This is a genomic window from Alcaligenes sp. NLF5-7 (assembly GCF_024266725.1).
Taxonomy (GTDB): Bacteria; Pseudomonadota; Gammaproteobacteria; order Burkholderiales; family Burkholderiaceae_B; genus Alcaligenes; species Alcaligenes phenolicus.
On the sequence record NZ_CP100755.1, the window covers coordinates 3,812,180 to 3,834,908 of the forward strand.

General features: G+C 53.5%; 21 protein-coding genes and 5 pseudogenes. 14 read left to right on the top strand and 12 right to left on the bottom strand.

The annotated features are described in order from the left end of the window. Window positions 1–32: 32 nt before the first annotated feature. Window positions 33–725: pseudogene (locus MID00_RS17545) on the bottom strand (IS5 family transposase); the annotation flags it as partial. A gap of 68 nt (window positions 726–793) precedes the next feature. Next, window positions 794–1,021: pseudogene (locus MID00_RS17550) on the bottom strand (recombinase family protein); the annotation flags it as partial. A 429-nt stretch (window positions 1,022–1,450) separates the two neighbouring features. Between MID00_RS17550 and MID00_RS17555 the strand changes: the two are divergent. The 13 genes and pseudogenes from MID00_RS17555 to MID00_RS17615 all read left to right on the top strand — a co-directional run bounded on the left by MID00_RS17555 (window position 1,451) and on the right by MID00_RS17615 (window position 12,941). Beyond that, window positions 1,451–2,149 carry a DUF3577 domain-containing protein gene (locus MID00_RS17555; protein WP_254499202.1) on the top strand — a complete coding sequence of 233 codons (699 nt, stop codon included), beginning with the start codon at window positions 1,451–1,453 and terminating at the stop codon, window positions 2,147–2,149. A 411-nt stretch (window positions 2,150–2,560) separates the two neighbouring features. After that, the gene (locus MID00_RS17560) at window positions 2,561–3,175 is read left to right on the top strand and encodes a DUF3275 family protein (protein WP_254499203.1); all 615 of its coding nucleotides are present in this window, start codon (window positions 2,561–2,563) and stop codon (window positions 3,173–3,175) included. A 530-nt stretch (window positions 3,176–3,705) separates the two neighbouring features. After that, the gene (locus tag MID00_RS17565) at window positions 3,706–3,981 is read left to right on the top strand and encodes a hypothetical protein (RefSeq protein ID WP_254499204.1); all 276 of its coding nucleotides are present in this window, start codon (window positions 3,706–3,708) and stop codon (window positions 3,979–3,981) included. 78 nt (window positions 3,982–4,059) lie between these two features. Beyond that, entirely contained in the window at window positions 4,060–4,368 is a 309-nt protein-coding gene (locus tag MID00_RS17570) for a hypothetical protein (RefSeq protein ID WP_254499205.1), read from the top strand. Window positions 4,369–4,558: 190 nt separating this feature from the next. After that, window positions 4,559–4,894 (top strand): hypothetical protein, encoded by a 336-nt coding sequence (locus MID00_RS17575; RefSeq protein ID WP_254499206.1) that lies wholly within the window; start codon window positions 4,559–4,561, stop codon window positions 4,892–4,894. A 108-nt stretch (window positions 4,895–5,002) separates the two neighbouring features. Beyond that, window positions 5,003–5,308 carry a hypothetical protein gene (locus MID00_RS17580; RefSeq protein ID WP_254499207.1) on the top strand — a complete coding sequence of 102 codons (306 nt, stop codon included), beginning with the start codon at window positions 5,003–5,005 and terminating at the stop codon, window positions 5,306–5,308. A gap of 1 nt (window position 5,309) precedes the next feature. Further along, a complete protein-coding gene (locus tag MID00_RS17585) occupies window positions 5,310–6,425 on the top strand; it encodes a DUF6094 domain-containing protein (RefSeq protein WP_254499208.1) in 1,116 nt (371 codons plus the stop codon). Between the two features lie 280 nt (window positions 6,426–6,705). Then, the gene (radC, locus tag MID00_RS17590) at window positions 6,706–7,263 is read left to right on the top strand and encodes a DNA repair protein RadC (protein ID WP_254499209.1); all 558 of its coding nucleotides are present in this window, start codon (window positions 6,706–6,708) and stop codon (window positions 7,261–7,263) included. 109 nt (window positions 7,264–7,372) lie between these two features. After that, the gene (locus MID00_RS17595) at window positions 7,373–7,714 is read left to right on the top strand and encodes a hypothetical protein (RefSeq protein WP_254499210.1); all 342 of its coding nucleotides are present in this window, start codon (window positions 7,373–7,375) and stop codon (window positions 7,712–7,714) included. Window positions 7,715–7,796: 82 nt separating this feature from the next. Beyond that, entirely contained in the window at window positions 7,797–8,417 is a 621-nt protein-coding gene (locus MID00_RS17600; protein ID WP_254499211.1) for a hypothetical protein, read from the top strand. A 116-nt stretch (window positions 8,418–8,533) separates the two neighbouring features. Further along, a complete protein-coding gene (locus MID00_RS17605) occupies window positions 8,534–10,831 on the top strand; it encodes a DEAD/DEAH box helicase (protein WP_254499212.1) in 2,298 nt (765 codons plus the stop codon). Between the two features lie 225 nt (window positions 10,832–11,056). Next, window positions 11,057–11,191, top strand: a pseudogene (locus tag MID00_RS17610) (integrase); the annotation flags it as partial. Between the two features lie 328 nt (window positions 11,192–11,519). Further along, a complete protein-coding gene (locus tag MID00_RS17615) occupies window positions 11,520–12,941 on the top strand; it encodes a HEPN domain-containing protein (protein ID WP_254499213.1) in 1,422 nt (473 codons plus the stop codon). 403 nt (window positions 12,942–13,344) lie between these two features. Here MID00_RS17615 and MID00_RS17620 read toward each other — a convergent pair whose 3' ends face one another. The 9 genes and pseudogenes from MID00_RS17620 to MID00_RS17670 form a co-directional block, all read right to left on the bottom strand. Next, a complete protein-coding gene (locus MID00_RS17620; RefSeq protein ID WP_254499214.1) occupies window positions 13,345–14,652 on the bottom strand; it encodes a Y-family DNA polymerase in 1,308 nt (435 codons plus the stop codon). Next, complete coding sequence (locus MID00_RS17625) at window positions 14,622–15,101, bottom strand: LexA family protein (protein WP_368044553.1); 480 nt, start codon at window positions 15,099–15,101, stop codon at window positions 14,622–14,624. Before MID00_RS17625 ends, MID00_RS17620 begins: the two co-directional genes overlap by 31 nt. A gap of 39 nt (window positions 15,102–15,140) precedes the next feature. Beyond that, entirely contained in the window at window positions 15,141–15,809 is a 669-nt protein-coding gene (locus MID00_RS17630) for a recombinase family protein (protein ID WP_045929848.1), read from the bottom strand. A 229-nt stretch (window positions 15,810–16,038) separates the two neighbouring features. Next, entirely contained in the window at window positions 16,039–16,275 is a 237-nt protein-coding gene (locus tag MID00_RS17635; RefSeq protein WP_254499215.1) for a hypothetical protein, read from the bottom strand. A gap of 375 nt (window positions 16,276–16,650) precedes the next feature. After that, complete coding sequence (locus MID00_RS17645) at window positions 16,651–17,415, bottom strand: IS6-like element IS6100 family transposase (RefSeq protein ID WP_001389365.1); 765 nt, start codon at window positions 17,413–17,415, stop codon at window positions 16,651–16,653. Window positions 17,416–17,921: 506 nt separating this feature from the next. After that, window positions 17,922–18,422, bottom strand: coding sequence for a GNAT family N-acetyltransferase (locus MID00_RS17655; RefSeq protein ID WP_000376623.1), 501 nt, complete (start codon window positions 18,420–18,422; stop codon window positions 17,922–17,924). Window positions 18,423–18,549: 127 nt separating this feature from the next. Next, a complete protein-coding gene (sul1, locus tag MID00_RS17660) occupies window positions 18,550–19,389 on the bottom strand; it encodes a sulfonamide-resistant dihydropteroate synthase Sul1 (RefSeq protein WP_000259031.1) in 840 nt (279 codons plus the stop codon). Further along, window positions 19,383–19,730 carry a quaternary ammonium compound efflux SMR transporter QacE delta 1 gene (locus tag MID00_RS17665; protein ID WP_000679427.1) on the bottom strand — a complete coding sequence of 116 codons (348 nt, stop codon included), beginning with the start codon at window positions 19,728–19,730 and terminating at the stop codon, window positions 19,383–19,385. Before MID00_RS17665 ends, sul1 begins: the two co-directional genes overlap by 7 nt. A 116-nt stretch (window positions 19,731–19,846) precedes the next feature. Beyond that, window positions 19,847–20,685: pseudogene (locus tag MID00_RS17670) on the bottom strand (AadA family aminoglycoside 3''-O-nucleotidyltransferase). Window positions 20,686–20,830: 145 nt separating this feature from the next. Here MID00_RS17670 and intI1 point away from each other — a divergent pair. Continuing rightward, a pseudogene (intI1, locus tag MID00_RS17675) lies at window positions 20,831–21,628 on the top strand (class 1 integron integrase IntI1); the annotation flags it as partial. A gap of 52 nt (window positions 21,629–21,680) precedes the next feature. Here intI1 and MID00_RS17680 read toward each other — a convergent pair. Then, the gene (locus MID00_RS17680; protein ID WP_001067855.1) at window positions 21,681–22,385 is read right to left on the bottom strand and encodes an IS6-like element IS26 family transposase; all 705 of its coding nucleotides are present in this window, start codon (window positions 22,383–22,385) and stop codon (window positions 21,681–21,683) included. Window positions 22,386–22,729 lie beyond the last annotated feature (344 nt).

Here is a 22,729-nt window from a genome sequence, read left to right on the forward strand (position 1 = left end):
CTGAAGGTAGGGGCCTGCGTCAATTTGTTTCGATGTTCTTCGCGCTTGCCCACACCTTGATAGCCCGCATCACCCAAGACCAGTTCTTCCTCACCGTGCAGCAGCCCATCGACCTGCGTCACATCCGCCACGTTGGCCGCGGTACCTACCATCGAATGCACCAGGCCCGTATGCAGATCGACCCCAATGTGCGCCTTCATGCCGAAGAAATAGTTATTGCCTTTCTTGGTCTGGTGCATCTCGGGGTCCCGCGCGCCCTGGGCGTTCTTCGTCGAGCTGGGCGCATCGATGATCGTCGCGTCCACAATCGTTCCCCGGCGCACCATCAGCCCATAGTCTTGCAGCAGCAGGTTCACGCCTTCGAACATTTCTTCGGCAATGTTGTGCTTCTCAAGCAGGTGACGAAAGTTCAGAATCGTCGTCTCGTCCGGCGCACGACCACCGGGCAGCTTGGCGAACTGGCGCATCGAAAAACTGTCGTACAACGCCTCTTCCATCGCCGGGTCGCTCAGGTTGAACCATTGCTGCATGAAGTGAATCCGCAGCATCGTCTCAATGGGATACGGCTGGCGACCCACCTTGCCTTCTTGCGGGTAGTGCTTGGCAATCTCACCGGCCAGGTAATCCCACGGCACCGTGCGATCCATCTCGTTCAAGAACTTCTCACGGCGTGTCTGCTTGCGCTTACCGGCAAATTCCGCTTCAGAAAAACTCAGTTGGCTCATGATGAACAGACTCGTGAGGGTGTGACAGACGAAGTTTACCGTTGCGCGGGGGAATTGTTCAGAGATTCCTTAGCAAATGCGCCTATCACAGACAGCATAAAGCTTGCCATCAGCGAGTCTTCGCCGGTGAGAGTCGTGTGTTCTTTGATGAGCTCGTTATGCACGCCGCGATGGGTGTCCTAGCCTGATGCTTGATCTGCAAACACTTTATCGACCAAGGCGTGTTCAGGCTGGCGAGCAGGGTTTTGTTCAAAGCTGCTGACGCGGATATAGCCTATTCGATTGCCTTTTAAGATGTTTCCTGAAAAAAGTGACAGATAGAGACTTGAGATCTGGGTCCTCAAGCGTCAAGAGATTACAAATGTAACTCAAATTGGACTTTTTCAGCCGAATTTGGCTGACGGCCAGTTGAGATATAGTCATTCTGGCATTGCATTTTGACTGCTTAGTATTTCTCCATGTCTAACTCTTAGGAGCATCCAACAATTTGAGAAATAGTATTGACAAAAAAAGAAGGTGTTGATAGTTTATCGCTGTGCATGGCCGTAAGGCTCCTGACAGCGGCGTCTCAACTCTTGAAAGACGCACGTACTGATCCTCTAGGGCAGTACCAGAGTACATCTTCTTCTTTGCTACCCGGACAGGGAATCCGCTTTCCCTGTCCAGGCCATTCGGCTCTTGGGTGGGTGCGTGTTCCTCCAGTCCATTTTCTGGAGTTCACCATCATGACTACCGCTTCCACTCAAACTTCCAACCACTTCAATCTTCACGTGAACGGTCTCGGTTATCTGAACCGTGTACGCTGGGTTGAAACCAAAGGTTCTGGCCGCAAGGCACAACCCTTTCTTGCTTGCTCGATTTCCGCCGTGCGTGGAAATACGGATGAACCTGACTACACCTACTTTGACCTACGGGTCTCTGGGAGCGAAGCCATTGAAATGGTGGAAAAGCTCATGGGTGATGTCGAGGCGAAACGTAAGGTTTTCGTATCGTTTCGTGTGGGTGATATCTACACACACGTTTACATGCGCAACCTTCGAGATGAGAAGGGACGTACAACTGGCGAGCAAGAGCCTGCCGCACTTATCAAGGGACGTCTGTTGTTGATCAACAGTGTTACTGTTGATGGCGTTAATATTTTCCGACGTGAATTGCAAGAAGAGTCCAGCATGGATAACATTCCTTTTCAGGAGGAAGCTCCTTTGCAGAACTCCTCGACCGAGGATGAATCTTCTCAGAATGTGCCTGAGCAAGACCAGTCTGAAAATAAAGCACCACAGGAAAACGCTCGAGGTCCAGCAACTCCAAAGTTCAACAGCACTCCAGTGCCCGTGAACCAAGGCGCTGTTGCATATCAAGCAGGATATGGAGCAAGTAGTGCGCTTCAATACGCTGCAAGCTATGCCCATCAGAGCGTCGCTTAACTTTTAATGCCTCATCGAAACCCTCGTTACTGTTCCCGCTAGGGGCTGTGCGAGGGTTTTCTTCTCCTTGATGATGGAAAGGTTAGCGACTAAACTAATCCGGTTTTGCGAGTGTTTTCAGGTGTCACTTGAATAACCTGGTCGCCTTCGGGCACGACACGTCAACCCCTGAAACGTGAACGCTCTGTATAGAGTTGGGGTACATCTCACACGAGTACGTCCGTTGAATTGCACGTTCAAACTGGAACCTCACGTGCTCCAAAGTACTATCTGATCGCAAGTTGGATAGCCACCATTTAAGCCCCCCTGTACCCGTCCGGCGTAAGCTGCACGGGTACTTTCATTTCACACCCCACCGGGAGATCTCTTCCGGCTGGACGTGGTCTCCCTATTTTTATGAAGGAGATCACGATGATCCGTATAGATGGAGCGCAACTGCGCGTAAAACGGATTCGGCAAAGTCGAAATGGTGCGTTCTGCGTTGCAGACCTTTCAACTGCTTTTGGTGAGTTCAAGGTCAAAGACCCACTCCTGGATCAGTTTGAGGAAGGTGAGTACCAGGCAACTGTGTGGATTAGTGAAATCTATCTGTCGCAATACATCGCGTTTGGCAAAGGTGTGACAGAGATTCGTGCGCGTTTGCACGACTTACAAGTGGAGAGCCAGGCCGAATTATCGACTGCTCATGAGCAAGCTGAGCCTGACCCTATTGACGAGCAACGGCCTGTACGGGTTGCAGCCTCTAAAAAGTCAGTACCCCCGCCATCTACCGCAAAAGACTTCAGCCACTTTAATAAGGGTGGGAAGCCTCAGTCAGGGTCTTTGAATTCTGTGCCACTGGAGTCTACGCAGGGAGAGAATGATGGGTTGCTTGATGCAGAAATGCTCCATGCCATTGCCAACCGAGATCCCATCAAACTTGATGCGACTGTAGAGCGTGCGCTGCTACGACGGCAAGCAGCTGAACTTGGCCAACGTCATGGCTACCGTTTCGATGCGAAGCAACAAATCTGGTTTGCCCAGTAAACCCACATTTCTAAACCGCCCAAAGGTGGCGGTTTGACTTATGTTCTTGATGCGATCGAGACCATGAGCCAGACCGCACAGTGCATGGGTGCATCGTTGAATCTGGGAGGCGGCGTCCCCATGCGCCCGCAGCTTTTGCGCTAAGCCGGAGCTGGTGATAGCAAAATCAGCCACGTACCTTGCGCGCCGTTTCATTTGTCACCAGGACCTCCATTTCGGTGACACACACCTTGGATCTGCTAAGGGAGGTGAGGGGGTATGAATTTTAATTTGTTATGTAAGCCCGGAACCTAGATGGGTTCCCTTGCGAGCCAGGATAACCAGGCCCGGCCTGCAAGGGAAATCATCTAAGCAAACCAACGATGGTTTCACTCAGGTGCGTTCAACCCTGTAAACGCGCCAAGGCAGTAAGTGCTGCCTGGGTAACTCGCTTTATTCATTCACGCAGATTTAACCTGCGCTTCTTACTAACCCTGTGGGGACACCGTGTCCCCTGGGGCTCGTTCGTCCCCATTTTTTGGAAGACGATCATGGCTCAACTGCATTTTTTCCCTATCACGACGGCTCAGCGCAAGAGTTTGCATTCCCTCTTTAATGACTGGCTGTCCCAGGCCAATGAAGAGGGATTTGAGCAGTTTCTGGCTGTTCGACATGAGTTGGCACCCGCACAGGTGTGCTCGTTCGTACGTCTGGTCCAAGGTTGCTCTGTTCGACAAGATTTGGCCCAACGCTTGCCAGGTGATCTCAAGCAGCGTCTGCAAGCACTTCATTGGCTGCGATTCGGCGCTACATTGGTAGCCGCTTGATTCTTTAACTAACCCTTGGGGGCTTTGACCCTCGCGGGTTGATAGCCCTCTTGATTTTTTAAGCGGTACTATATGTCAATGAGTCCATCTGACTTGTTCCTGCTGCGGCAGGGCCTGGTTGATGCCGGTATGAAGCAAGAGGTTGCCGAAAAGGTGGCCATCGCAATGGAGGGTGCTATGGCTCTCACACTTGATCAAGTGCTGGAGAAGTGGACAGCCAAGGTTGAACACGACATTGCCGCGCTTCGCACTGAACTGAAGCACGACATTGAGGTGACCAGAAAAGACATCGAGGTGACCAAGCGGGATATGACAATCCGTCTTGGCTTGATGCTGGCTGGTTTTGCCGGTCTGATCTTAAGCGGCATGAAGATGTTCATGTCCTAGTGTTTAGCACGCGACCATTTCAGCTTACCTCGGTGTGCCCCATGAGGAGTCCGCTCCTCCAAATTAGCGAATGTATACCAGGTCTTTCATAGGCTTGGTGACATTCGCTTTTCTTTTGTTTTCCCATTTTCAGCCCTGCGGGCACAGACCCGCATGGGTATGGCCTGCGCATTTTTTAGTGAGGCCGACTATGACTGAACAGACTCAACCAGTGTGCAGAGATTCCTTCGATCTCTCGCCTCTTGCCGATGTGCTGCCGCGCTTTGAACTCGGTGTGGTTGTGGCTACGCCAGGTGTTACCAAGCTGGATCAAGAAGGCACGATCAACGCTTGTGAGTACCTGGCTCGTCACGCTATTGGTGAGTGGGGGGATCTGTGCCACGAAGATTGGCGATTTAACCAGCGGTCCCTAGCGTGTGGAGGGCGACTGATGTCATCGTATCGCGTCACCGACCAACTCAAAATCTGGATCGTTACAGAATGGGATCGATCCAGTACCACACTGACGTTGCCATCGGAGTACTGATCCTCTAACCCATGCAAACCCATCAGGATGGGTTTGCATTTTCCTCTTTCACTTTCCCGACGGGATGATCCGTCTGGGTCTCTCGTTGTGTATTTTTCGGAGACCCACATGATCGTTGTCCGCTATTTCTCCTTACCGCTGTACACCACTGACAGAAACCGTACCGATGATCGACTGATCTGGACCGGGCCAGAACCTGTTCCAGCCATTGGCGAAACTGTGATGGTCAGGTTCAACAATATTGGTGAATGCAGAATCGTTTGCTTTGCCTCACAAGGTCCGTACCTTGGGCTGCTTGTTTACCCCCTTCAACCACCCAGTTGGTGGATTTCTCAAAATGGCGAGCCTTCGCCTGAAACAGCAGGCCTAGTGTTTGGCCGTGAGATCTCGCTCATTGATGGTCAGGAGGTGTGAAATGGCGCTTTTGTTCACCCGCTTGGCTCGCAACTTCGTCAAAGCCGGGTACTACCCGACCGATGATGAGACTTTGCAGCGGATTCAACACTTCCTCATGCCAGCATCAAGACCAATGCGATTGCTTGACCCATGTTGCGGGGAAGGTGCGGCGCTGGCTGACATCCGTCTTGGCTTACAGGAGCGTGCTGGTGACGCTTCAGTAAGCATTGAAGCTCTGGGTGTTGAGTTTGATAAAGAACGCGCCTGGCACGCGAAAACCCTCTTGGATAGGGTTATTCACGCGGACCTTCATGACGTCGTGGTTAAGGCTCGCAGTACTGGCCTACTGTTTCTGAATCCTCCTTACGGGTTTGGAATCAGTGATGCGGCGAACTTAGCCAACGCCGACTCTGACAAAGCCGAGCGTCTGGAGCGTACGTTCTTGAGGAAAACGGCATCATTCCTGGTTGAGGGCGGGGTGCTTATCTACATCATTCCGTACTACGCCTTAGATGCTGAGATTCGGGCATTTTTGGCCCGTAATTTCGACAATTTGCGGTTTTTTATGGCCCCGGAGCAGCAATTCAAACAATGTGTGATCTTCGGGACCAAAATCCGAAGCACACATCCACGTAAAAGCGTTCTTGATTGGCTTGCGCAGGCTCAGGCCGGAGAGTTCGTAGATCAAGTATTGCCAGAGGTCTGGGATGATGAGCCCTACCAGGTGCCAGCAGCTGATACGGAGCTTGACTTTCATGCAGTGCGAATCGATGCCGCTCAATTGAAAGACGAGCTCAATACATGGAAGGCGAGTCTATTGTGGCAAGGCTTTGATGTTCATTTCTCTCAGGCACGGACCAATCACAGAAGACCGCTTCGTACGATGACGCAATGGCACCTGGCGCTTGCACTGGCGGCCGGACAGGTGACTGGTTGTATTGAATCTAAGGACGGACGAATTTTTCTGATTAAGGGAGATACCTTTAAGAAGAAAGAACGCATCCAGAACCTGGAGGTGGATGAGAAGGGGAATGTTTCAGAGACCATCACGATGCTGGATAAGTTTGTACCTACGATCAATGCCATTGAATTTACTGCCGATCATCGGCTTGGTCAGATAGTAAAGATCAGCTGATGCTTTATTCCTCGGTGCCAGTAGTTGGCGCTATTCACCCTTCATTAGAAGGGTTCCTCAAGGGGCCTGGACCAGGCCATTTGGGGAAACCTTCTCATCTAGCCTAAAGAGGTTTCTATAGGTGCGTTCAACCCTGTAAACGCATCAAGGTGGTCTTTGACTGCCTGGGTAGTTTTTCTTATCTGCTGCAGTCATGCATGGCATGTCAGCAGCCTCGTCTTATCCCTTGGGGACATCCGTCCTCAAGGGGCCGGATGTCTCCAGCTTTTTGGAGATACCCATGTCTTCTTTCAATCCGTCGATTTTACCCATCGCGCCGTCTGTATACGCTCAGGCAGCGCCTAAACCCGCGCAATTGCATGTTGCTGATGCGCATGGGCACTACGTGTTGGCGACTCCAGGGCAGATATTGGAGGCAGCACGTGAGGCGATTGTGTCTTTAGTGCCTTCGGGAGTTCCCATGGCAACCCCGAGCATTGCGGAACGCTATGCTGTCGCTCGTTTGGCTGGCCTAGAACATGAGGTTTTCGCTGTTTTCTTTTTAGACAACCAGCTTCGCCTGATCCAGTATCGGGAATTGTTCCAAGGCACCCTGAACCAGACGGCTGTCTATCCTCGTGAGGTCGTTAAAGAGGTGCTCAAAAACAATGCTGGCGCGGTCATTTTGGCTCACAACCATCCAAGCGGAAAGTTAGAGCCTAGCCAGGTAGACCGCCAACTTACTGAGCGGCTTAAAAAAGCATTGGAGCTGATCGATGTAAGGGTTCTGGACCATTTGATCGTCGGGCCTTCAGCCGACACAACTAGCTATTCGTTCGCTGAGCACGGCGACCTGTAACTTGAGTCATTTCTTGTTTGTTTAGCCCGCATTTGGGCGTTTTTAACCTGTACCCATGGGGTCGCTGCGGCCCTTATGGGGCGTTGCGACTCATTTTCTGGAGTTTGTCATGAGTCGTCATTATTTTGAAACCACGTACAAAGATCATCCCGTCACTGTGCTCTTGGGCTGGGATAGGCCTTTGGGTCATTATTTTCTGGTCATCGAAAAGCGGGCGGATTTTGTTGATCCGGACGTGACCACGTTTGATGAGCAGTACCTGTATAGCAATCTTTATGAATCCAACCCATTTGGTTTGAGCCTGGAGCACTTTAAAGCGGTGTTGCACCGGCTCAAGATTACTGTGCCAGCAAGTATGTTCACTGAGGTCGAACGTGATTCCTGGAGCAACGTGGGTAATCGGGACATCCTTCATCAAGCTGACGGCTCGTTTGCTGTACGTTCAGTTTGACCATCTCTCTAAACCACGCGGACAGGCTTCTTCCCTCATCTTTACGAGCAAGAAGTCTGTCGCATTTTTATGGAGCTCGGTGATGTACCAAGTGGAGGAGTTTCCTGAAGTCTGGGCAGATGCCTGCATCCGAGAGTCGGACGGTCGCTTTTTGTTCGTTTCGCTGTATGGACGCGATGGCTCGCTGATGCAATTCATGGCTGCGATGCAGTTGGGCAATAAGGAAGGCGGTATACAACGCTTTCACTTGCGCGGCGATGATGGCCAACGCCACTTAGTGGAGGTTGGCGGTGTGGATCGCTTAGGCAAACACACCGGCAGGTTGCCTAAGCAAAACCTGTTTGGTCCTCTGGGGCAACTGTGGGTATTTGACAAGAATCTACAGGAGCCAGACCGTGCCAATCGAATCGGTTGGGCTCTGTACTACTCAGCAGTGAGCGACTTGGTCAGCCTTAACGAAGCTCAGGAGCATGATCTCTTTGGTCGTGCCTGGCAACTGATCAAAAGCTTGTCGCCGGTGGCTCTTTTAGACCATTGGCGTGCTGAAGTGCTGGCTTGGTGCCGTGATAAGCAAGCTGTGCAGATAATGGGCAGCGATTTGTATCCCACGCTTGGCCCTGTCAAGGCAGTTCGGGTGAGCCTAAGTGAGCATTTTCTTGATTTCATCTCTGATGGGGTCAGGGAAGGGCGCCTACGTTTGTAGTTGTAATTTTCTAAGCTGATTGGCTGATTTCCGGATCCAGCCTTTCCTAAGTTTTTTCCAACCCATGCGGGGAGCAGCCCCGCTGGCTCCCCGTATCCCTTTTGTGGAGAGCCAGTATGGGCGCTATACATCCCCAGCTAGATACCCCAGAGCAAGATGCCGATGAGCTGCATATGCCTCTGGCCAATTTTATTGATCAGTTTGGTGAGGGCTTGTTGGAGCAAGTCCGTCGCCAGAACCCGCCTATTTACGATCCGGACCTGGACACTCAAACTCCCGTTTGGCGTGCGCGGCAACACGCTCTGGACAATCTGACCCGTCATCCATTTGAAGCCCAGGCCCATGCTGTACACGCTGTTGTGAAGCTGTTGTTGGATCACAATGAACCGGCAGCGGTACTCAATGCGGATATGGGCACGGGCAAAACCATGATGGCCATATGTGTTGCGGCTTTAATGCAGAGTACGCATCCACGTACCCTGATCGTGTCGCCGCCTCACCTGGTCTATAAGTGGCGACGTGAGATCCTGGCCACCGTCCCTAGTGCTAAGGTTTGGATTCTGAATGGGCCAGATACGCTACGCAAACTGTTGGCGCTACGAAATGCCCTGGGTTTGAAAACCAGCAAGCCAGAGTTCTTTGTGCTTGGGCGTGTGCGTATGCGCATGGGGTTTCACTGGAAACCGGCATTTTTGACTCGCCAGGTATTGCAAGATGGTCAACGGTTTAGGTTTGCTTGTTGCCCTGATTGCATGGAACCCATCGAACGTGAGAATGCGGATGGTGAAATGATGCCGCTCTCCGCTGAGGCGGCCGCACTCATGCTTGCAGACAGACGTTGTAAATGCAGCCACTGCGATAGCACGCTTTGGACGTTGATTCGTGCAGGTAAGCGTATCGACTCCATGCACGATCTGGTATTGGGTGCCTTGAAGCAAATGCCGACGATCGGAGATAAAACCGCTCGCAAATTGCTCTCGATTTTTGGAGAGGATCTGCTTGGGGGAATGCTCGACGACAACGTCTATGAGTTTCTCAACCTCATGGATGAGTCTGGCGAGCTTGTTTTCTCCGATCGGCAGGCCATGCGTATGGAGCGATCCCTCGCGTCCTTTGAGTTCAGTATAGGGGAGGGGGGCTATCAAGCCACTGAGTTCATCAAACGCTACTTGCCTCGTGGGTATTTCGGTCTTTTGGTTGTAGATGAAGGCCATGAATACAAAAATGAGGGCTCAGCCCAAGGCCAGGCCATGGGCGTGCTGGCCAGCCAATGCCAAAAAACACTGCTGCTCACTGGGACACTGATGGGGGGCTATGCCGATGACTTGTTTCATCTTTTGTGGAGAATAAATCCGACACAGATGATTCAAGATGGCTTCAAACCTGCTCGTAATGGGTCAATGGGAAGCGCAGCTATGGCGTTCATGCGTGAGCATGGCGTGCTCAAAGACGTGTACAAGGAAAGCACTGGCCCATCGCATCGCACTGCTAAAGGTAAGCAGATGACGGTACGGACCAGTAAAGCTCCTGGCTTTGGTCCGGTTGGCATTATGCGGTATGTAGTGCCGATCACCGTTTTCTTGAAGCTGCGCGACATTGGCCAGAACGTCTTGCCTGACTATGACGAGCACTTCATTAACGTACCAATGAGCCAGGCGCAGGATGAGGCCTATCAGCGCATGGCAAAGCACCTGGTGTACGAGCTCAAGAAGGCGTTGGCCCAAAAGGACAATAGCTTGCTTGGGGTTGTGATGAATACGCTACTGGCTTGGCCAGAGTGCTGCTTTCGCCCAGAAACCGTCCGGCACCCTCGAAGTAAGGCAGTCTTGTTTTCGCAAGGGCCTGTTTTTCAGGAGTCTGAGCTTACCCCCAAAGAGCAACAGCTCTTGGATCTGTGCAAACAGGAGAAGGCCCAAGGAAGAAAGGTGCTGGTGTACTCGATTTACTCGGGTACACGTGACACCACCGCTCGACTCAAAAGCCACCTTGAGATGAACGGCTTCAAAGTTGCTGTGTTGCGTGCTTCTGTTGACGCAGCTCAACGCGAAGACTGGGTTGCTGACCAGGTGGAGCGGGGTATTGACGTCCTTGTCACCAATCCAGAGCTGGTCAAGACTGGCCTGGATCTGCTGGAGTTTCCTACGATTGTGTTCATGCAATCTGGCTTTAATGTCTACACGTTAATGCAGGCGGCCAGACGGTCATGGCGGATTGGCCAGAAGAATCCAGTCAAGGTCGTGTTCTTGGGCTACTCAGGTTCCAGCCAGGTGGAGTGTTTAAGGCTGATGGCCAAGAAGATCGCTGTTACGCAGTCAACGTCAGGGGATATGCCTGATTGTGGCTTGGATGTTCTGAATGATGCCGGTGACAGCATTGAAGTCCAGTTGGCCAAGCAGTTGTTGGCCAACGCATAGCATACTTTTCCTTTTCACTTTGCCCCTCAATATGAGGGGCTTTTTTTTTGTTTCACGATGACTCCAGCATCGCAATTCGCTGGACTACGCCAAGGTTCGATACAGCAAGTTTATCAATCACTTAGGTGACATCAACATATGCTGGTGCTTTCCGAAACTTGACCCGGCTTCCCCTCGCGTGGCTCCCATGCGGCTCTTGGAAACCGGGCTTTCATAGGAGTCATCATGGCGAAGATCAAGCTCACCAAGTCCGCAGTCGATGCGGCACAACCTCAAGACAAGGCCTTCAAACTGCGGGGCGTCGTGGTGCCAGGCTTCCTGTGCAATATCCCCCCGGCCGGCCGCAAGGTGTTCATGGTGGGGGATCGGGGGTTTAGGAGGGAATACGGCAGCAGTAACAAAATCTGAACAAAATCCTATAATGCCAGCTATCGTCCAAAATCGGCCACTGACTCGGCGCTACCAAGAGGTACCATTTCAGTCATCAGACAGGCTAAATATTTAAATTAGCTACATTTGGTTGTCGAGGCATGATGAGCATCTCTACTGCTATTGGCTGGGCCCATCAATCTGAGATTTTCATAATATTTTTAATAATCTGTTTGTGGGCCGTGGAATGCATTTCTCAAGCTGAAGATCAAAAAATATCTGCAGAATGCGCTAGTGTAAAGATGAAAAAGGAGGGGAAGTGAGTGAGCCTATTATTAGGATTGACGGTGTGTTCAATTGGTACATGCCTGGTGAAATCGACGACGACAGCAAGGAGCCGGTGGCGGGCACCCTTGAGATTGCGGAAAACGGCATCTCTACGCTTTCGCTAATAGGATTGTTGCCTGACGACACCTCTGCTGGAATCCCCCTTAATCTCAAACCTATTGGCACAGAAAGATGCATCTTTGGTGTCTTGAAGGACAGTCGCTATGTATTCCTGCGTCGGATTGAGAGTGGCGGCACGACGTTAAGCAACACGTTTTCTCATCAGAAATATCTGGCACGAGAAACTGTTGTTTTTAACAGTTTTAATAATTTTCCTGAGCTGGATGCAGTCACAAACTTAATGATAGGGCTCGACGCCTTGGAGCGCTGGGCAAGCGAACCAGCAGTGAAGGTCAGCAAAACAAAGCGCGGTGCTACAGCTCGTGCCTCTAAACCCAAGACATACACGTTCAAGCTATCGGATAGGACGGTACGCCTAGAAACAAAAATCAGGCACACTGCACCTGCAGATATCTGGCTTCAGTCAGCAACCATCAAGCAAGAGACCTTCTTGGAGGTTGAACCGAAGGTGCCTTGCAGTCTTGAGTCTATTCGCGAAGAATTTCACTTGCTGGAGGATCTTTTTCTCTTGCTCGCTGATGTCGACGTGGCCTTGCCTTGGCCCACAGTGCGGTATGGCAATGAAGTAGGGCGCTACTATTTCGAACGACGTCGGTCGGATTCTCAGAAAGTGGATATCTTTAAGTCTTGGGCGGCGTTGACATGGTTGACAGACAGCTTTGGAACTCTGCTCTCCACCCTAGAAGCGCAGCAAGACATCCTTGGGCCTGGCTTGTACCTGTATCTTGGTATTCGACGGAGCCCGGCCCTCTACCTTGAGAATAGGTTCTCTACAGCAATTTTTGGCCTTGAGTCGCTGCATCGGAGGGTTGGCGCTTCTGTCACACAGGCGAAACTTGAGGAGAAAATTGCCCGCATTATTGAGAATGTGCAGCTTAAAAAGGATCGTAACTGGTTGAGTGTACGGCTCAAAAATGCGTGCGAACCGAGCCTTGAAGAGCGTCTATTTTCCACATTTACTGAGCTTGATATAGGGCTTGAGCCAAAGGAACTACGTGCCTTCTCCAAAGAGTGCGCCGACCTTCGCAATCAGGTCGCTCACTTTGGTGGTCAACGCGACGGCGGTTATAGCGAGTTCATACAGAAAATGCACACGCTTAATGAAGCGGTTAGAATGCTCTATCACGCGATTCTATTGAGCCGGATTGGACTTGATCGCGATTTCATCCATGCGTATTTTCACAGGTCTCCATACTCTCCTGTACGCAAGAGGATACTGGAAGCCGCCGGACTCACCGTTTTTTCTGCACCGATCTCGCGCACAGAGGCGTAGTGAGCTGCAGAATTTGAGCAGTAGTGTGCGCCTCCGCTCCCTACGGAACAGGAACTGGTCAAATAGCAGTCATCTGCCTTTGCATCTGCTGTTGTGCCTTTTGGTTCAGGTGGTGCGCTAAGGGCTAGGCTGCCATGACGAGCAAGCGTGCTGCTTCTGGATAGTATTCAACGCCACAGCGCGACATGGCTTGCTTTCTTTGGGCTCTCATGTGGCTCCTAGCTCACAACGCAGAGCCTTCTGCAAGCGGCACGAAACAGAGCTAACCTATTGCCGTGTATATAGTTTCAAGCCCCGTGCGATTTGCACGAAGGGCTTGGCAACGCCCCTTTTTTGGGCGACGGAGGATATAAATCCCCAGAGAGCGCAGGTATTGATCGGAGCGTAAGCACCGGCCTGTCAGCTATTTCCAGACATCAATTATCTGGCCCCAGTCCGTCGTGTACGCCGGGGTCATGCGTTCCTGTCGCATTTTCCACACGGCATCGTCTGGTGCAAATGAGCTGGCAGCAGCAATTGTGCTGCGACCGTACCGTTGATTGATGCCATCCAGCACAGCCATCAGCGTAGATCGGTCGGATGTATCGACCACTGCACCGGAAGAGAACAGGGTGCGCTGCGCATCCGCTTGCTGCTGCGTAGCGAGATCCAACAGGCAAACCCCCGCTTTTGCGTATTTGAAACCTTCACGATAGATTTGATGCAGGCCCTGCAGCGCAGCTTGTACCAAGCTGGCCGTGCTGTCAGTCGGCGTCAACAGGCGTGCCACTGTGCCGCCGGAGTACTGGGGATCGTTGCGAAAATAGCTAGTGCGAATGAACACGAGAATTGACGCTGTCACGCCCTCCTGGGCACGCAGCTTCTCAGCGGCGCGACTCGTGAACGTGCTGATGGCCTGTTCAAGATCCTGCAGATCAAGAACAGGCTTGCCGAACGAGCGTGAACACATGATTTGCTGCTTGTCTGCTGGCACCTCTTCCCATTCGAGGCAGCTTTCTCCGAATAGCTCCCTGGCGGTCTTGGCCACAACAATTGAGAATCGGTCCCGCATTACACGCCAGTCGGCTTGGGCCAGGTCAGCAGCGGTATTGATGTTTAAAGCCTGCAGCTTGGGCGCCAGCTTCCTGCCCACACCCCAGACCTCGTCAATTGGCACATGGCGGATTGCACGCATCAAGTCCGCCGTGGCCAGCCCTGACAAATCGCACACACCCTGTAAGCGCGGCATCTTTTTAGCCAAGTGGTTTGCCAGCTTGGCCAACGTCTTTGTCGGCCCGATGCCCACGCATGTTGGAATCCCAACCCACTGCCTTACGCGCTGGCGGATTTCGCTTCCAATCTCTCGCCCCGTGCCGGGCACCCCGGTCAAATCAAGAAATGACTCATCGATCGAGTAAATTTCTTGGAGTGGTGAGAATTGGCCAATCACATTCATCATCCTGCTACTCAGGTCGCCGTAAAGGCTGAAATTCGCAGATAGTGCGATCAGGCCATGAGTATCGGCCAAGTGCTTGATCTGGAACCAAGGGGCACCCATTTTGATACCCAAGTCTTTGGCCTCTTGCGTCCTGGCGATAGCACAGCCATCGTTGTTGGAAAGCACAACCAACGGCCGCCCTTCATATGCTGGGCGCATCGCACGTTCGCAGGAGCAATAAAACGAATTCCCATCGATGAGTGCTATGCGGGTAACAGGCCTTTGAGCGTCCATGTCACTACCCCCCAAACGATCAACTCTTGCCCATCACGGAACTCGATATCGGTAAATGTCGGGTTCGCTGCCTGTAGCTTCGCCCGACCAGCCCGACGAAACAAGCGTTTGATCGTGAACTCACCATCGATAACGGCTAAGACGACATTGCCGTGCTTTGCCTCCAGAGATCTATCGATTACCACGTAGTCCCCGTCGTCTATCCCGGCGTCACGCATGGATGGGCCACGCACGCGCATGAAAAATGTCGCGTCAGGCTGATGAATCAGCAACTCATTGAGGTCGAGCCGTTTTTGGGTATGGTCTTCCGCAGGGCTTGGGAATCCACACTGTACAGTCGCAGAAATTGCCCAGACCTGAACTGGAAGCTGCGTCACAGGAAGTGGAGTATTCATAATTTTTACTGGATAAATAAACAGTGATTTTACAGAATAAAACTGAAAAGTCATTTCTGCTTGTATCTCAGTAAGTTTTTAGAGCATGGGACACTACGACCCGGCCGACCGCGCCAATGGTTGATGAAGCGCCCAAACTCTCTTGACCTGACTTGCGCTGCATCCGGCCAATCTTGCCGTAGCAGCAATACTATGGCCTGCAGACCGCAGCGCAATAATCCGATCGTGCATTTGGGTGTCAGCTTTGCGGCCAGCATAACGCCCAGCATCCTTGGCCAGCTCCACGCCTTGTCGCTGCCGCTCGCGCCGATCCTCGTAGTCGTCGCGTGCAATCTGCAACGCCAGCTTCAAAAGCATGTCCTGGACGGATTCCAGGACAACCTTGGCCACGCCTTTCGCCTCGGCTGCCAGCTCCGTCAAATCCACAACACCAGGCACGGCCAGCCTGGCGCCTTTGGCCCTGATCGAGGCTACTAGGCGTTCGGCCTCTACAAGCGGCAAGCGGCTGATTCGGTCGATCTTTTCCGCAACCACGACTTCACCTGGTTGCAGGTCGGCAATCAGGCGCAGTAGCTCGGCGCGATCGGCCCGTGCGCCGCTGGCTTTCTCGCGGTAAATGCCGGCGATGTAAAAGCCGGCTGCTTTCGTGCTCTCTACGATGGCATCCTGCCGGTTTAGGTCCTGGTCCTCCGTACTCACGCGCATGTAGATGCGTGCCACCTTGAGGGCAGCACCCGGTGCCTGGTGTTCACTTGGGCTCATTATTTATATTTCGCCTAGTAAGCAGAGCAACAATCGCAAAGCCAAAAGCTAGCACTGCGGTTGCTGCGTGCCATAGAAATTGTTGGAAGTCCGTGTGAGCCATAAAAAGATGGATGGCCGATACTGCATTGGCAACGCCACCGCCAAAACAGAGCAATGCCATAAACACCGTAATACTTCTCTGCCTATTCACGCCGTCACCTTTTTGACTGGTCATTTTGGGTATGGGTCAGCTATCTGAGTCAGTGGGAGAGCGCAGTTTCACTCGCCGCGTGGTCACTGTTTTGATTGTTCCAGCAAGCGAGACTGTGATACCGCCACCGACAAGCCCAATCGCAAGCAAGGCAAAACCTACAGGCGACGGCACGAAATATTGCACCGCGCACCCGATCAAGCCAACGCATATCCCAGCCCAGCCAATCATCGCCGTGACGTTATAGCGAGTAATCGTGATTTTGGTTTCCATACTAGCGTCGAGCCTCACTTAGTTAAGTTGGGTATGCCTCAAAGTTCCATTTTATCGCCGGTGGCTCATAGCTCAAAATGTCGGCTTATAAGTGCCTAGCCCAAAAAGATAACCCTTATGTGCCAGGTACAAAAAAGCCCGGTCAATGCCGGGCTTTCCTGGTTGCTGTTGTCATTTTCAGAAGACGACTGCACCAGTTGATTGGGCGTAATGGCTGTTGTGCAGCCAGCTCCTGACAGTTCAATATCAGAAGTGATCTGCACCAATCTCGACTATGCTCAATACTCGTGTGCACCAAAGCGAGGTGAGCATGGCGACGGAGGCTCTGTTGCAAAGATTGGCGGCAGTCAGAGGTAGGCTGTCGCTCTGCGCCGATCAGGCGGCTGCTGCGAAATGGTGGTTGAGCATGCCCATGGCCTCCGTCAGCGCCGAGGGCCCAATGCCAAAAGCTCTCTCCACAAGGCGCACCTCGCCCCTGATGCCGGGCTGCAGGCACCAGGGGCGAGCCTGTCCTTTGCGCAGGGCTCGCATGACTTCGAATCCCTTGATCGTGGCATAGGCCGTGGGGATCGATTTGAAACCGCGCACCGGCTTGATCAGTATCTTGAGCTTTCCGTGATCGGCCTCGATCACGTTATTGAGATACTTCACCTGCCGGTGGGCCGTCTCCCGGTCCAGCTTTCCTTCGCGCTTCAATTCGGTGATCGCTGCACCATAGCTCGGCGCTTTGTCGGTATTGAGCGTGGCAGGCTTTTCCCAGTGCTTCAGGCCTCGCAGGGCCTTGCCCAGGAACCGCTTCGCTGCCTTGGCGCTGCGGGTCGGCGACAGGTAGAAATCGATCGTGTCGCCCCGCTTGTCGACTGCCCGGTACAGGTAGGTCCACTTGCCCCGCACCTTGACGTAGGTTTCATCCAGGCGCCAGCTCGGATCAAAGCCACGCCGCCAGAACCAGCGCAGCCGCTTCTCCATCTCCGGGGCGTAGCACTGGACCCAGCGATAGATCGTCGTATGGTCGACCGAAATGCCGCGTTCCGCCAGCATTTCCTCAAGGTCGCGATAGCTGATCGGATAGCGACAATACCAGCGCACCGCCCACAGGATCACATCACCCTGGAAATGGCGCCACTTGAAATCCGTCATCGTTCCGTCCGTCCAATCTCCGCCAAGCATGCTCAAGCTTCACGATTTTTGCAACAGAGCCCACACGAGTATTGAGCATAGTCGAGATTGGTGCAGATCACTTCTGATATTGAACTGTCAGGAGCTGGCTGCACAACAGCCATTACGCCCAATCAACTGGTGCAGTCGTCTTCTGAAAATGACATTTGGTATCTCTCATAAACGGATGTTTTTGAGAGAACTATCTTCGGCCTTCACACGCACGAAAGGCGGCGAAGCTCCGCCGTTAATCCGTCCGCCGGAGATCTCGCCCAGGCAGGCTGAAGGCCGAGCAAGCCTGACAGGCCCGAAAAGCCCGGCACGGGCGTCGGCGGCGATGACGGCGGCGGCATTATCCAGGGTTGATGATGGAAGTGGAGGATATCGACAACCTCTCGCGCAACCAAGACATCGCGGTCGGACTGCAAGTGATCTTGAAGCCACGGGCCCGTCCCACCCCGACATGGACCTCGATGCCCGAACGGACGTTAGATTTCGAGTTCTAGGCGTTCTGCGATGAAGGTTGGATCCCAGCCGGGATTGAAAGTGTCGACGTGGGTGAATCCGAGCCGCTCGTATAGGCCACGCAGGTTCGGGTGGCAGTCGAGCCGCAGCTTGGCGCACCCCTGCGTTCGCGCGGCATGGCGGCAAGCCTCGATCAGCGCGGAGCTGACACCCCGGCCCGCATGTGTCCGTCGCACCGCGAGCTTGTGCAGATATGCGGCCTCCCCCTTGAGGGCGTCGGGCCAGAACTCGGGATCCTCGGCCGACAAGGTGCAACAGCCGACGATGCCGTCGCTGCAACTCGCGACTAGGAGCTCGGATCTCAGGACGAAGGTCTCCGCGAATGTCCGGTCGATCCGCGCGACGTCCCAGGCGGGCGTTCCCTTGGCGGACATCCACGCCGCAGCGTCGTGCATCAGCCGCACAACCTCGTCGATATCACCCGAGCAGGCGACCCGAACGTTCGGAGGCTCCTCGCTGTCCATTCGCTCCCCTGGCGCGGTATGAACCGCCGCCTCATAGTGCAGTTTGATCCTGACGAGCCCAGCATGTCTGCGCCCACCTTCGCGGAACCTGACCAGGGTCCGCTAGCGGGCGGCCGGAAGGTGAATGCTAGGCATGATCTAACCCTCGGTCTCTGGCGTCGCGACTGCGAAATTTCGCGAGGGTTTCCGAGAAGGTGATTGCGCTTCGCAGATCTCCAGGCGCGTGGGTGCGGACGTAGTCAGCGCCATTGCCGATCGCGTGAAGTTCCGCCGCAAGGCTCGCTGGACCCAGATCCTTTACAGGAAGGCCAACGGTGGCGCCCAAGAAGGATTTCCGCGACACCGAGACCAATAGCGGAAGCCCCAACGCCGACTTCAGCTTTTGAAGGTTCGACAGCACGTGCAGCGATGTTTCCGGTGCGGGGCTCAAGAAAAATCCCATCCCCGGATCGAGGATGAGCCGGTCGGCAGCGACCCCGCTCCGTCGCAAGGCGGAAACCCGCGCCTCGAAGAACCGCACAATCTCGTCGAGCGCGTCTTCGGGTCGAAGGTGACCGGTGCGGGTGGCGATGCCATCCCGCTGCGCTGAGTGCATAACCACCAGCCTGCAGTCCGCCTCAGCAATATCGGGATAGAGCGCAGGGTCAGGAAATCCTTGGATATCGTTCAGGTAGCCCACGCCGCGCTTGAGCGCATAGCGCTGGGTTTCCGGTTGGAAGCTGTCGATTGAAACACGGTGCATCTGATCGGACAGGGCGTCTAAGAGCGGCGCAATACGTCTGATCTCATCGGCCGGCGATACAGGCCTCGCGTCCGGATGGCTGGCGGCCGGTCCGACATCCACGACGTCTGATCCGACTCGCAGCATTTCGATCGCCGCGGTGACAGCGCCGGCGGGGTCTAGCCGCCGGCTCTCATCGAAGAAGGAGTCCTCGGTGAGATTCAGAATGCCGAACACCGTCACCATGGCGTCGGCCTCCGCAGCGACTTCCACGATGGGGATCGGGCGAGCAAAAAGGCAGCAATTATGAGCCCCATACCTACAAAGCCCCACGCATCAAGCTTTTGCCCATGAAGCAACCAGGCAATGGCTGTAATTATGACGACGCCGAGTCCCGACCAGACTGCATAAGCAACACCGACAGGGATGGATTTCAGAACCAGAGAAAGAAAATAAAATGCGATGCCATAACCGATTATGACAACGGCGGAAGGGGCAAGCTTAGTAAAGCCCTCGCTAGATTTTAATGCGGATGTTGCGATTACTTCGCCAACTATTGCGATAACAAGAAAAAGCCAGCCTTTCATGATATATCTCCCAATTTGTGTAGGGCTTATTATGCACGCTTAAAAATAATAAAAGCAGACTTGACCTGATAGTTTGGCTGTGAGCAATTATGTGCTTAGTGCATCTAACGCCGGAGTTAAGCCGCCGCGCGTAGCGCGGTCGGCTTGAACGAATTGTTAGACATCATTTACCAACTGACTTGATGATCTCGCCTTTCACAAAGCGAATAAATTCTTCCAAGTGATCTGCGCGTGAGGCCAAGTGATCTTCTTTTTGTCCCAGATAAGCTTGCTTAGCTTCAAGTAAGACGGGCTGATACTGGGCAGGTAGGCGTTTTATTGCCCAGTCGGCAGCGACATCCTTCGGCGCGATTTTGCCGGTTATTGCGCTGTACCAAATGCGGGACAACGTAAGCACTACATTTCGCTCATCGCCGGCCCAGTCGGGCTGCGAGTTCCATAGCTTCAAGGTTTCCCTCAGCGCCTCGAATAGATCCTGTTCAGGAACCGGGTCAAAGAATTCCTCCGCTGCCGGACCTACCAAGGCAACGCTATGTTCTCTTGCTTTTGTAAGCAGGATAGCTAGATCAATGTCGATCATGGCTGGCTCGAAGATACCCGCAAGAATGTCATTGCGCTGCCATTCTCCAAATTGCAGCTCGCGCTTAGCCGGATAACGCCACGGGATGATGTCGTCATGCACGACAAGGGTGACTTCTATAGCGCGGAGCGTCTCGCTCTCGCCAGGGAAAGCCGAAGCCTCCATAAGGTCATTGAGCAATGCTCGCCGCGTCGTTTCATCAAGCTTTACGGCCACAGTAACCAACAAATCAATATCGCTGTATGGCTTCAGGCCGCCATCCACTGCGGAGCCGTACAAATGCACGGCCAGCAACGTTGATTCCAGATGGCGCTCAATGACGCTTAGCACCTCTGATAGTTGGTTCGAAATTTCGATGGTCACCGCTACCCTCATGATGTCTAACTTTGTTTTAGGGCGACTGCCCTGCTGCGTAACATCGTTGCTGCTCCATAACATCAAACATCGACCCACGGCGTAACGCGCTTGCTGCTTGGATGCCCGAGGCATAGACTGTACAAAAAAACAGTCATAACAAGCCATGAAAACCGCCACTGCGCCGTTACCACCGCTGCGTTCGGTCAAGGTTCTGGACCAGTTGCGTGAGCGCATACGCTACTTGCATTACAGTTTACGAACCGAACAGGCTTATGTCCACTGGGTTCGTGCCTTCATCCGTTTCCACGGTGTGCGTCACCCGGCAACCTTGGGCAGCAGCGAAGTCGAGGCATTTCTGTCCTGGCTGGCGAACGAGCGCAAGGTTTCGGTCTCCACGCATCGTCAGGCATTGGCGGCCTTGCTGTTCTTCTACGGCAAGGTGCTGTGCACGGATCTGCCCTGGCTTCAGGAGATCGGAAGACCTCGGCCGTCGCGGCGCTTGCCGGTGGTGCTGACCCCGGATGAAGTGGTTCGCATCCTCGGTTTTCTGGAAGGCGAGCATCGTTTGTTCGCCCAGCTTCTGTATGGAACGGGCATGCGGATCAGTGAGGGTTTGCAACTGCGGGTCAAGGATCTGGATTTCGATCACGGCACGATCATCGTGCGGGAGGGCAAGGGCTCCAAGGATCGGGCCTTGATGTTACCCGAGAGCTTGGCACCCAGCCTGCGCGAGCAGCTGTCGCGTGCACGGGCATGGTGGCTGAAGGACCAGGCCGAGGGCCGCAGCGGCGTTGCGCTTCCCGACGCCCTTGAGCGGAAGTATCCGCGCGCCGGGCATTCCTGGCCGTGGTTCTGGGTTTTTGCGCAGCACACGCATTCGACCGATCCACGGAGCGGTGTCGTGCGTCGCCATCACATGTATGACCAGACCTTTCAGCGCGCCTTCAAACGTGCCGTAGAAGGCACTGTTGCAAAGTTAGCGATGAGGCAGCCTTTTGTCTTATTCAAAGGCCTTACATTTCAAAAACTCTGCTTACCAGGCGCATTTCGCCCAGGGGATCACCATAATAAAATGCTGAGGCCTGGCCTTTGCGTAGTGCACGCATCACCTCAATACCTTTGATGGTGGCGTAAGCCGTCTTCATGGATTTAAATCCCAGCGTGGCGCCGATTATCCGTTTCAGTTTGCCATGATCGCATTCAATCACGTTGTTCCGGTACTTAATCTGTCGGTGTTCAACGTCAGACGGGCACCGGCCTTCGCGTTTGAGCAGAGCAAGCGCGCGACCATAGGCGGGCGCTTTATCCGTGTTGATGAATCGCGGGATCTGCCACTTCTTCACGTTGTTGAGGATTTTACCCAGAAACCGGTATGCAGCTTTGCTGTTACGACGGGAGGAGAGATAAAAATCGACAGTGCGGCCCCGGCTGTCGACGGCCCGGTACAGATACGCCCAGCGGCCATTGACCTTCACGTAGGTTTCATCCATGTGCCACGGGCAAAGATCGGAAGGGTTACGCCAGTACCAGCGCAGCCGTTTTTCCATTTCAGGCGCATAACGCTGAACCCAGCGGTAAATCGTGGAGTGATCGACATTCACTCCGCGTTCAGCCAGCATCTCCTGCAGCTCACGGTAACTGATGCCGTATTTGCAGTACCAGCGTACGGCCCACAGAATGATGTCACGCTGAAAATGCCGGCCTTTGAATGGGTTCATGTGCAGCTCCATCAGCAAAAGGGGATGATAAGTTTATCACCACCGACTATTTGCAACAGTGCCCTACAAAGCAGACCCGTTGAGGTTATCAGTTCGATGCACAATCAGCAGCGCATAAAATATGCACAAGAACAGGAGCACCCTTCGCATTAAGCTGTGGTGGTAACAAGTAGTGCCGGGCTACCATCAGCGAGCATGATGCGCTCCCACAGCATTCGCCTTGGCAGTATGGAAGTTCCTCGCTCCAGTTCGGGCCGGTATCCACCTCGAGTGACCCCAGCCGCCCCTCATGCCAACCGAGCCCATTAAGCGCAGAGTCGGCCGCAACTATCTCGGGGACGCAT

Bases quoted from the DNA above. Each gene is read 5' to 3' on its own strand.
- MID00_RS17555 (WP_254499202.1), top strand. From the start codon at position 1,451: ATGACTACCGCTTCCACTCAAACTTCCAACCACTTCAATCTTCACGTG.
- MID00_RS17625 (WP_368044553.1), bottom strand. From the start codon at position 15,101: ATGACTTTTCAGTTTTATTCTGTAAAATCACTGTTTATTTATCCAGTA.
- MID00_RS17570 (WP_254499205.1), top strand. From the start codon at position 4,060: ATGAGTCCATCTGACTTGTTCCTGCTGCGGCAGGGCCTGGTTGATGCC.
- MID00_RS17655 (WP_000376623.1), bottom strand. From the start codon at position 18,422: ATGGACAGCGAGGAGCCTCCGAACGTTCGGGTCGCCTGCTCGGGTGAT.
- MID00_RS17585 (WP_254499208.1), top strand. From the start codon at position 5,310: ATGGCGCTTTTGTTCACCCGCTTGGCTCGCAACTTCGTCAAAGCCGGG.
- MID00_RS17620 (WP_254499214.1), bottom strand. From the start codon at position 14,652: ATGGACGCTCAAAGGCCTGTTACCCGCATAGCACTCATCGATGGGAAT.
- MID00_RS17645 (WP_001389365.1), bottom strand. From the start codon at position 17,415: ATGACGGATTTCAAGTGGCGCCATTTCCAGGGTGATGTGATCCTGTGG.
- MID00_RS17565 (WP_254499204.1), top strand. From the start codon at position 3,706: ATGGCTCAACTGCATTTTTTCCCTATCACGACGGCTCAGCGCAAGAGT.
- MID00_RS17560 (WP_254499203.1), top strand. From the start codon at position 2,561: ATGATCCGTATAGATGGAGCGCAACTGCGCGTAAAACGGATTCGGCAA.
- radC (WP_254499209.1), top strand. From the start codon at position 6,706: ATGTCTTCTTTCAATCCGTCGATTTTACCCATCGCGCCGTCTGTATAC.
- MID00_RS17635 (WP_254499215.1), bottom strand. From the start codon at position 16,275: ATGGAAACCAAAATCACGATTACTCGCTATAACGTCACGGCGATGATT.
- MID00_RS17665 (WP_000679427.1), bottom strand. From the start codon at position 19,730: ATGAAAGGCTGGCTTTTTCTTGTTATCGCAATAGTTGGCGAAGTAATC.
- sul1 (WP_000259031.1), bottom strand. From the start codon at position 19,389: ATGGTGACGGTGTTCGGCATTCTGAATCTCACCGAGGACTCCTTCTTC.
- MID00_RS17600 (WP_254499211.1), top strand. From the start codon at position 7,797: ATGTACCAAGTGGAGGAGTTTCCTGAAGTCTGGGCAGATGCCTGCATC.
- MID00_RS17575 (WP_254499206.1), top strand. From the start codon at position 4,559: ATGACTGAACAGACTCAACCAGTGTGCAGAGATTCCTTCGATCTCTCG.
- MID00_RS17680 (WP_001067855.1), bottom strand. From the start codon at position 22,385: ATGAACCCATTCAAAGGCCGGCATTTTCAGCGTGACATCATTCTGTGG.
- MID00_RS17595 (WP_254499210.1), top strand. From the start codon at position 7,373: ATGAGTCGTCATTATTTTGAAACCACGTACAAAGATCATCCCGTCACT.
- MID00_RS17605 (WP_254499212.1), top strand. From the start codon at position 8,534: ATGGGCGCTATACATCCCCAGCTAGATACCCCAGAGCAAGATGCCGAT.
- MID00_RS17580 (WP_254499207.1), top strand. From the start codon at position 5,003: ATGATCGTTGTCCGCTATTTCTCCTTACCGCTGTACACCACTGACAGA.
- MID00_RS17630 (WP_045929848.1), bottom strand. From the start codon at position 15,809: ATGAGCCCAAGTGAACACCAGGCACCGGGTGCTGCCCTCAAGGTGGCA.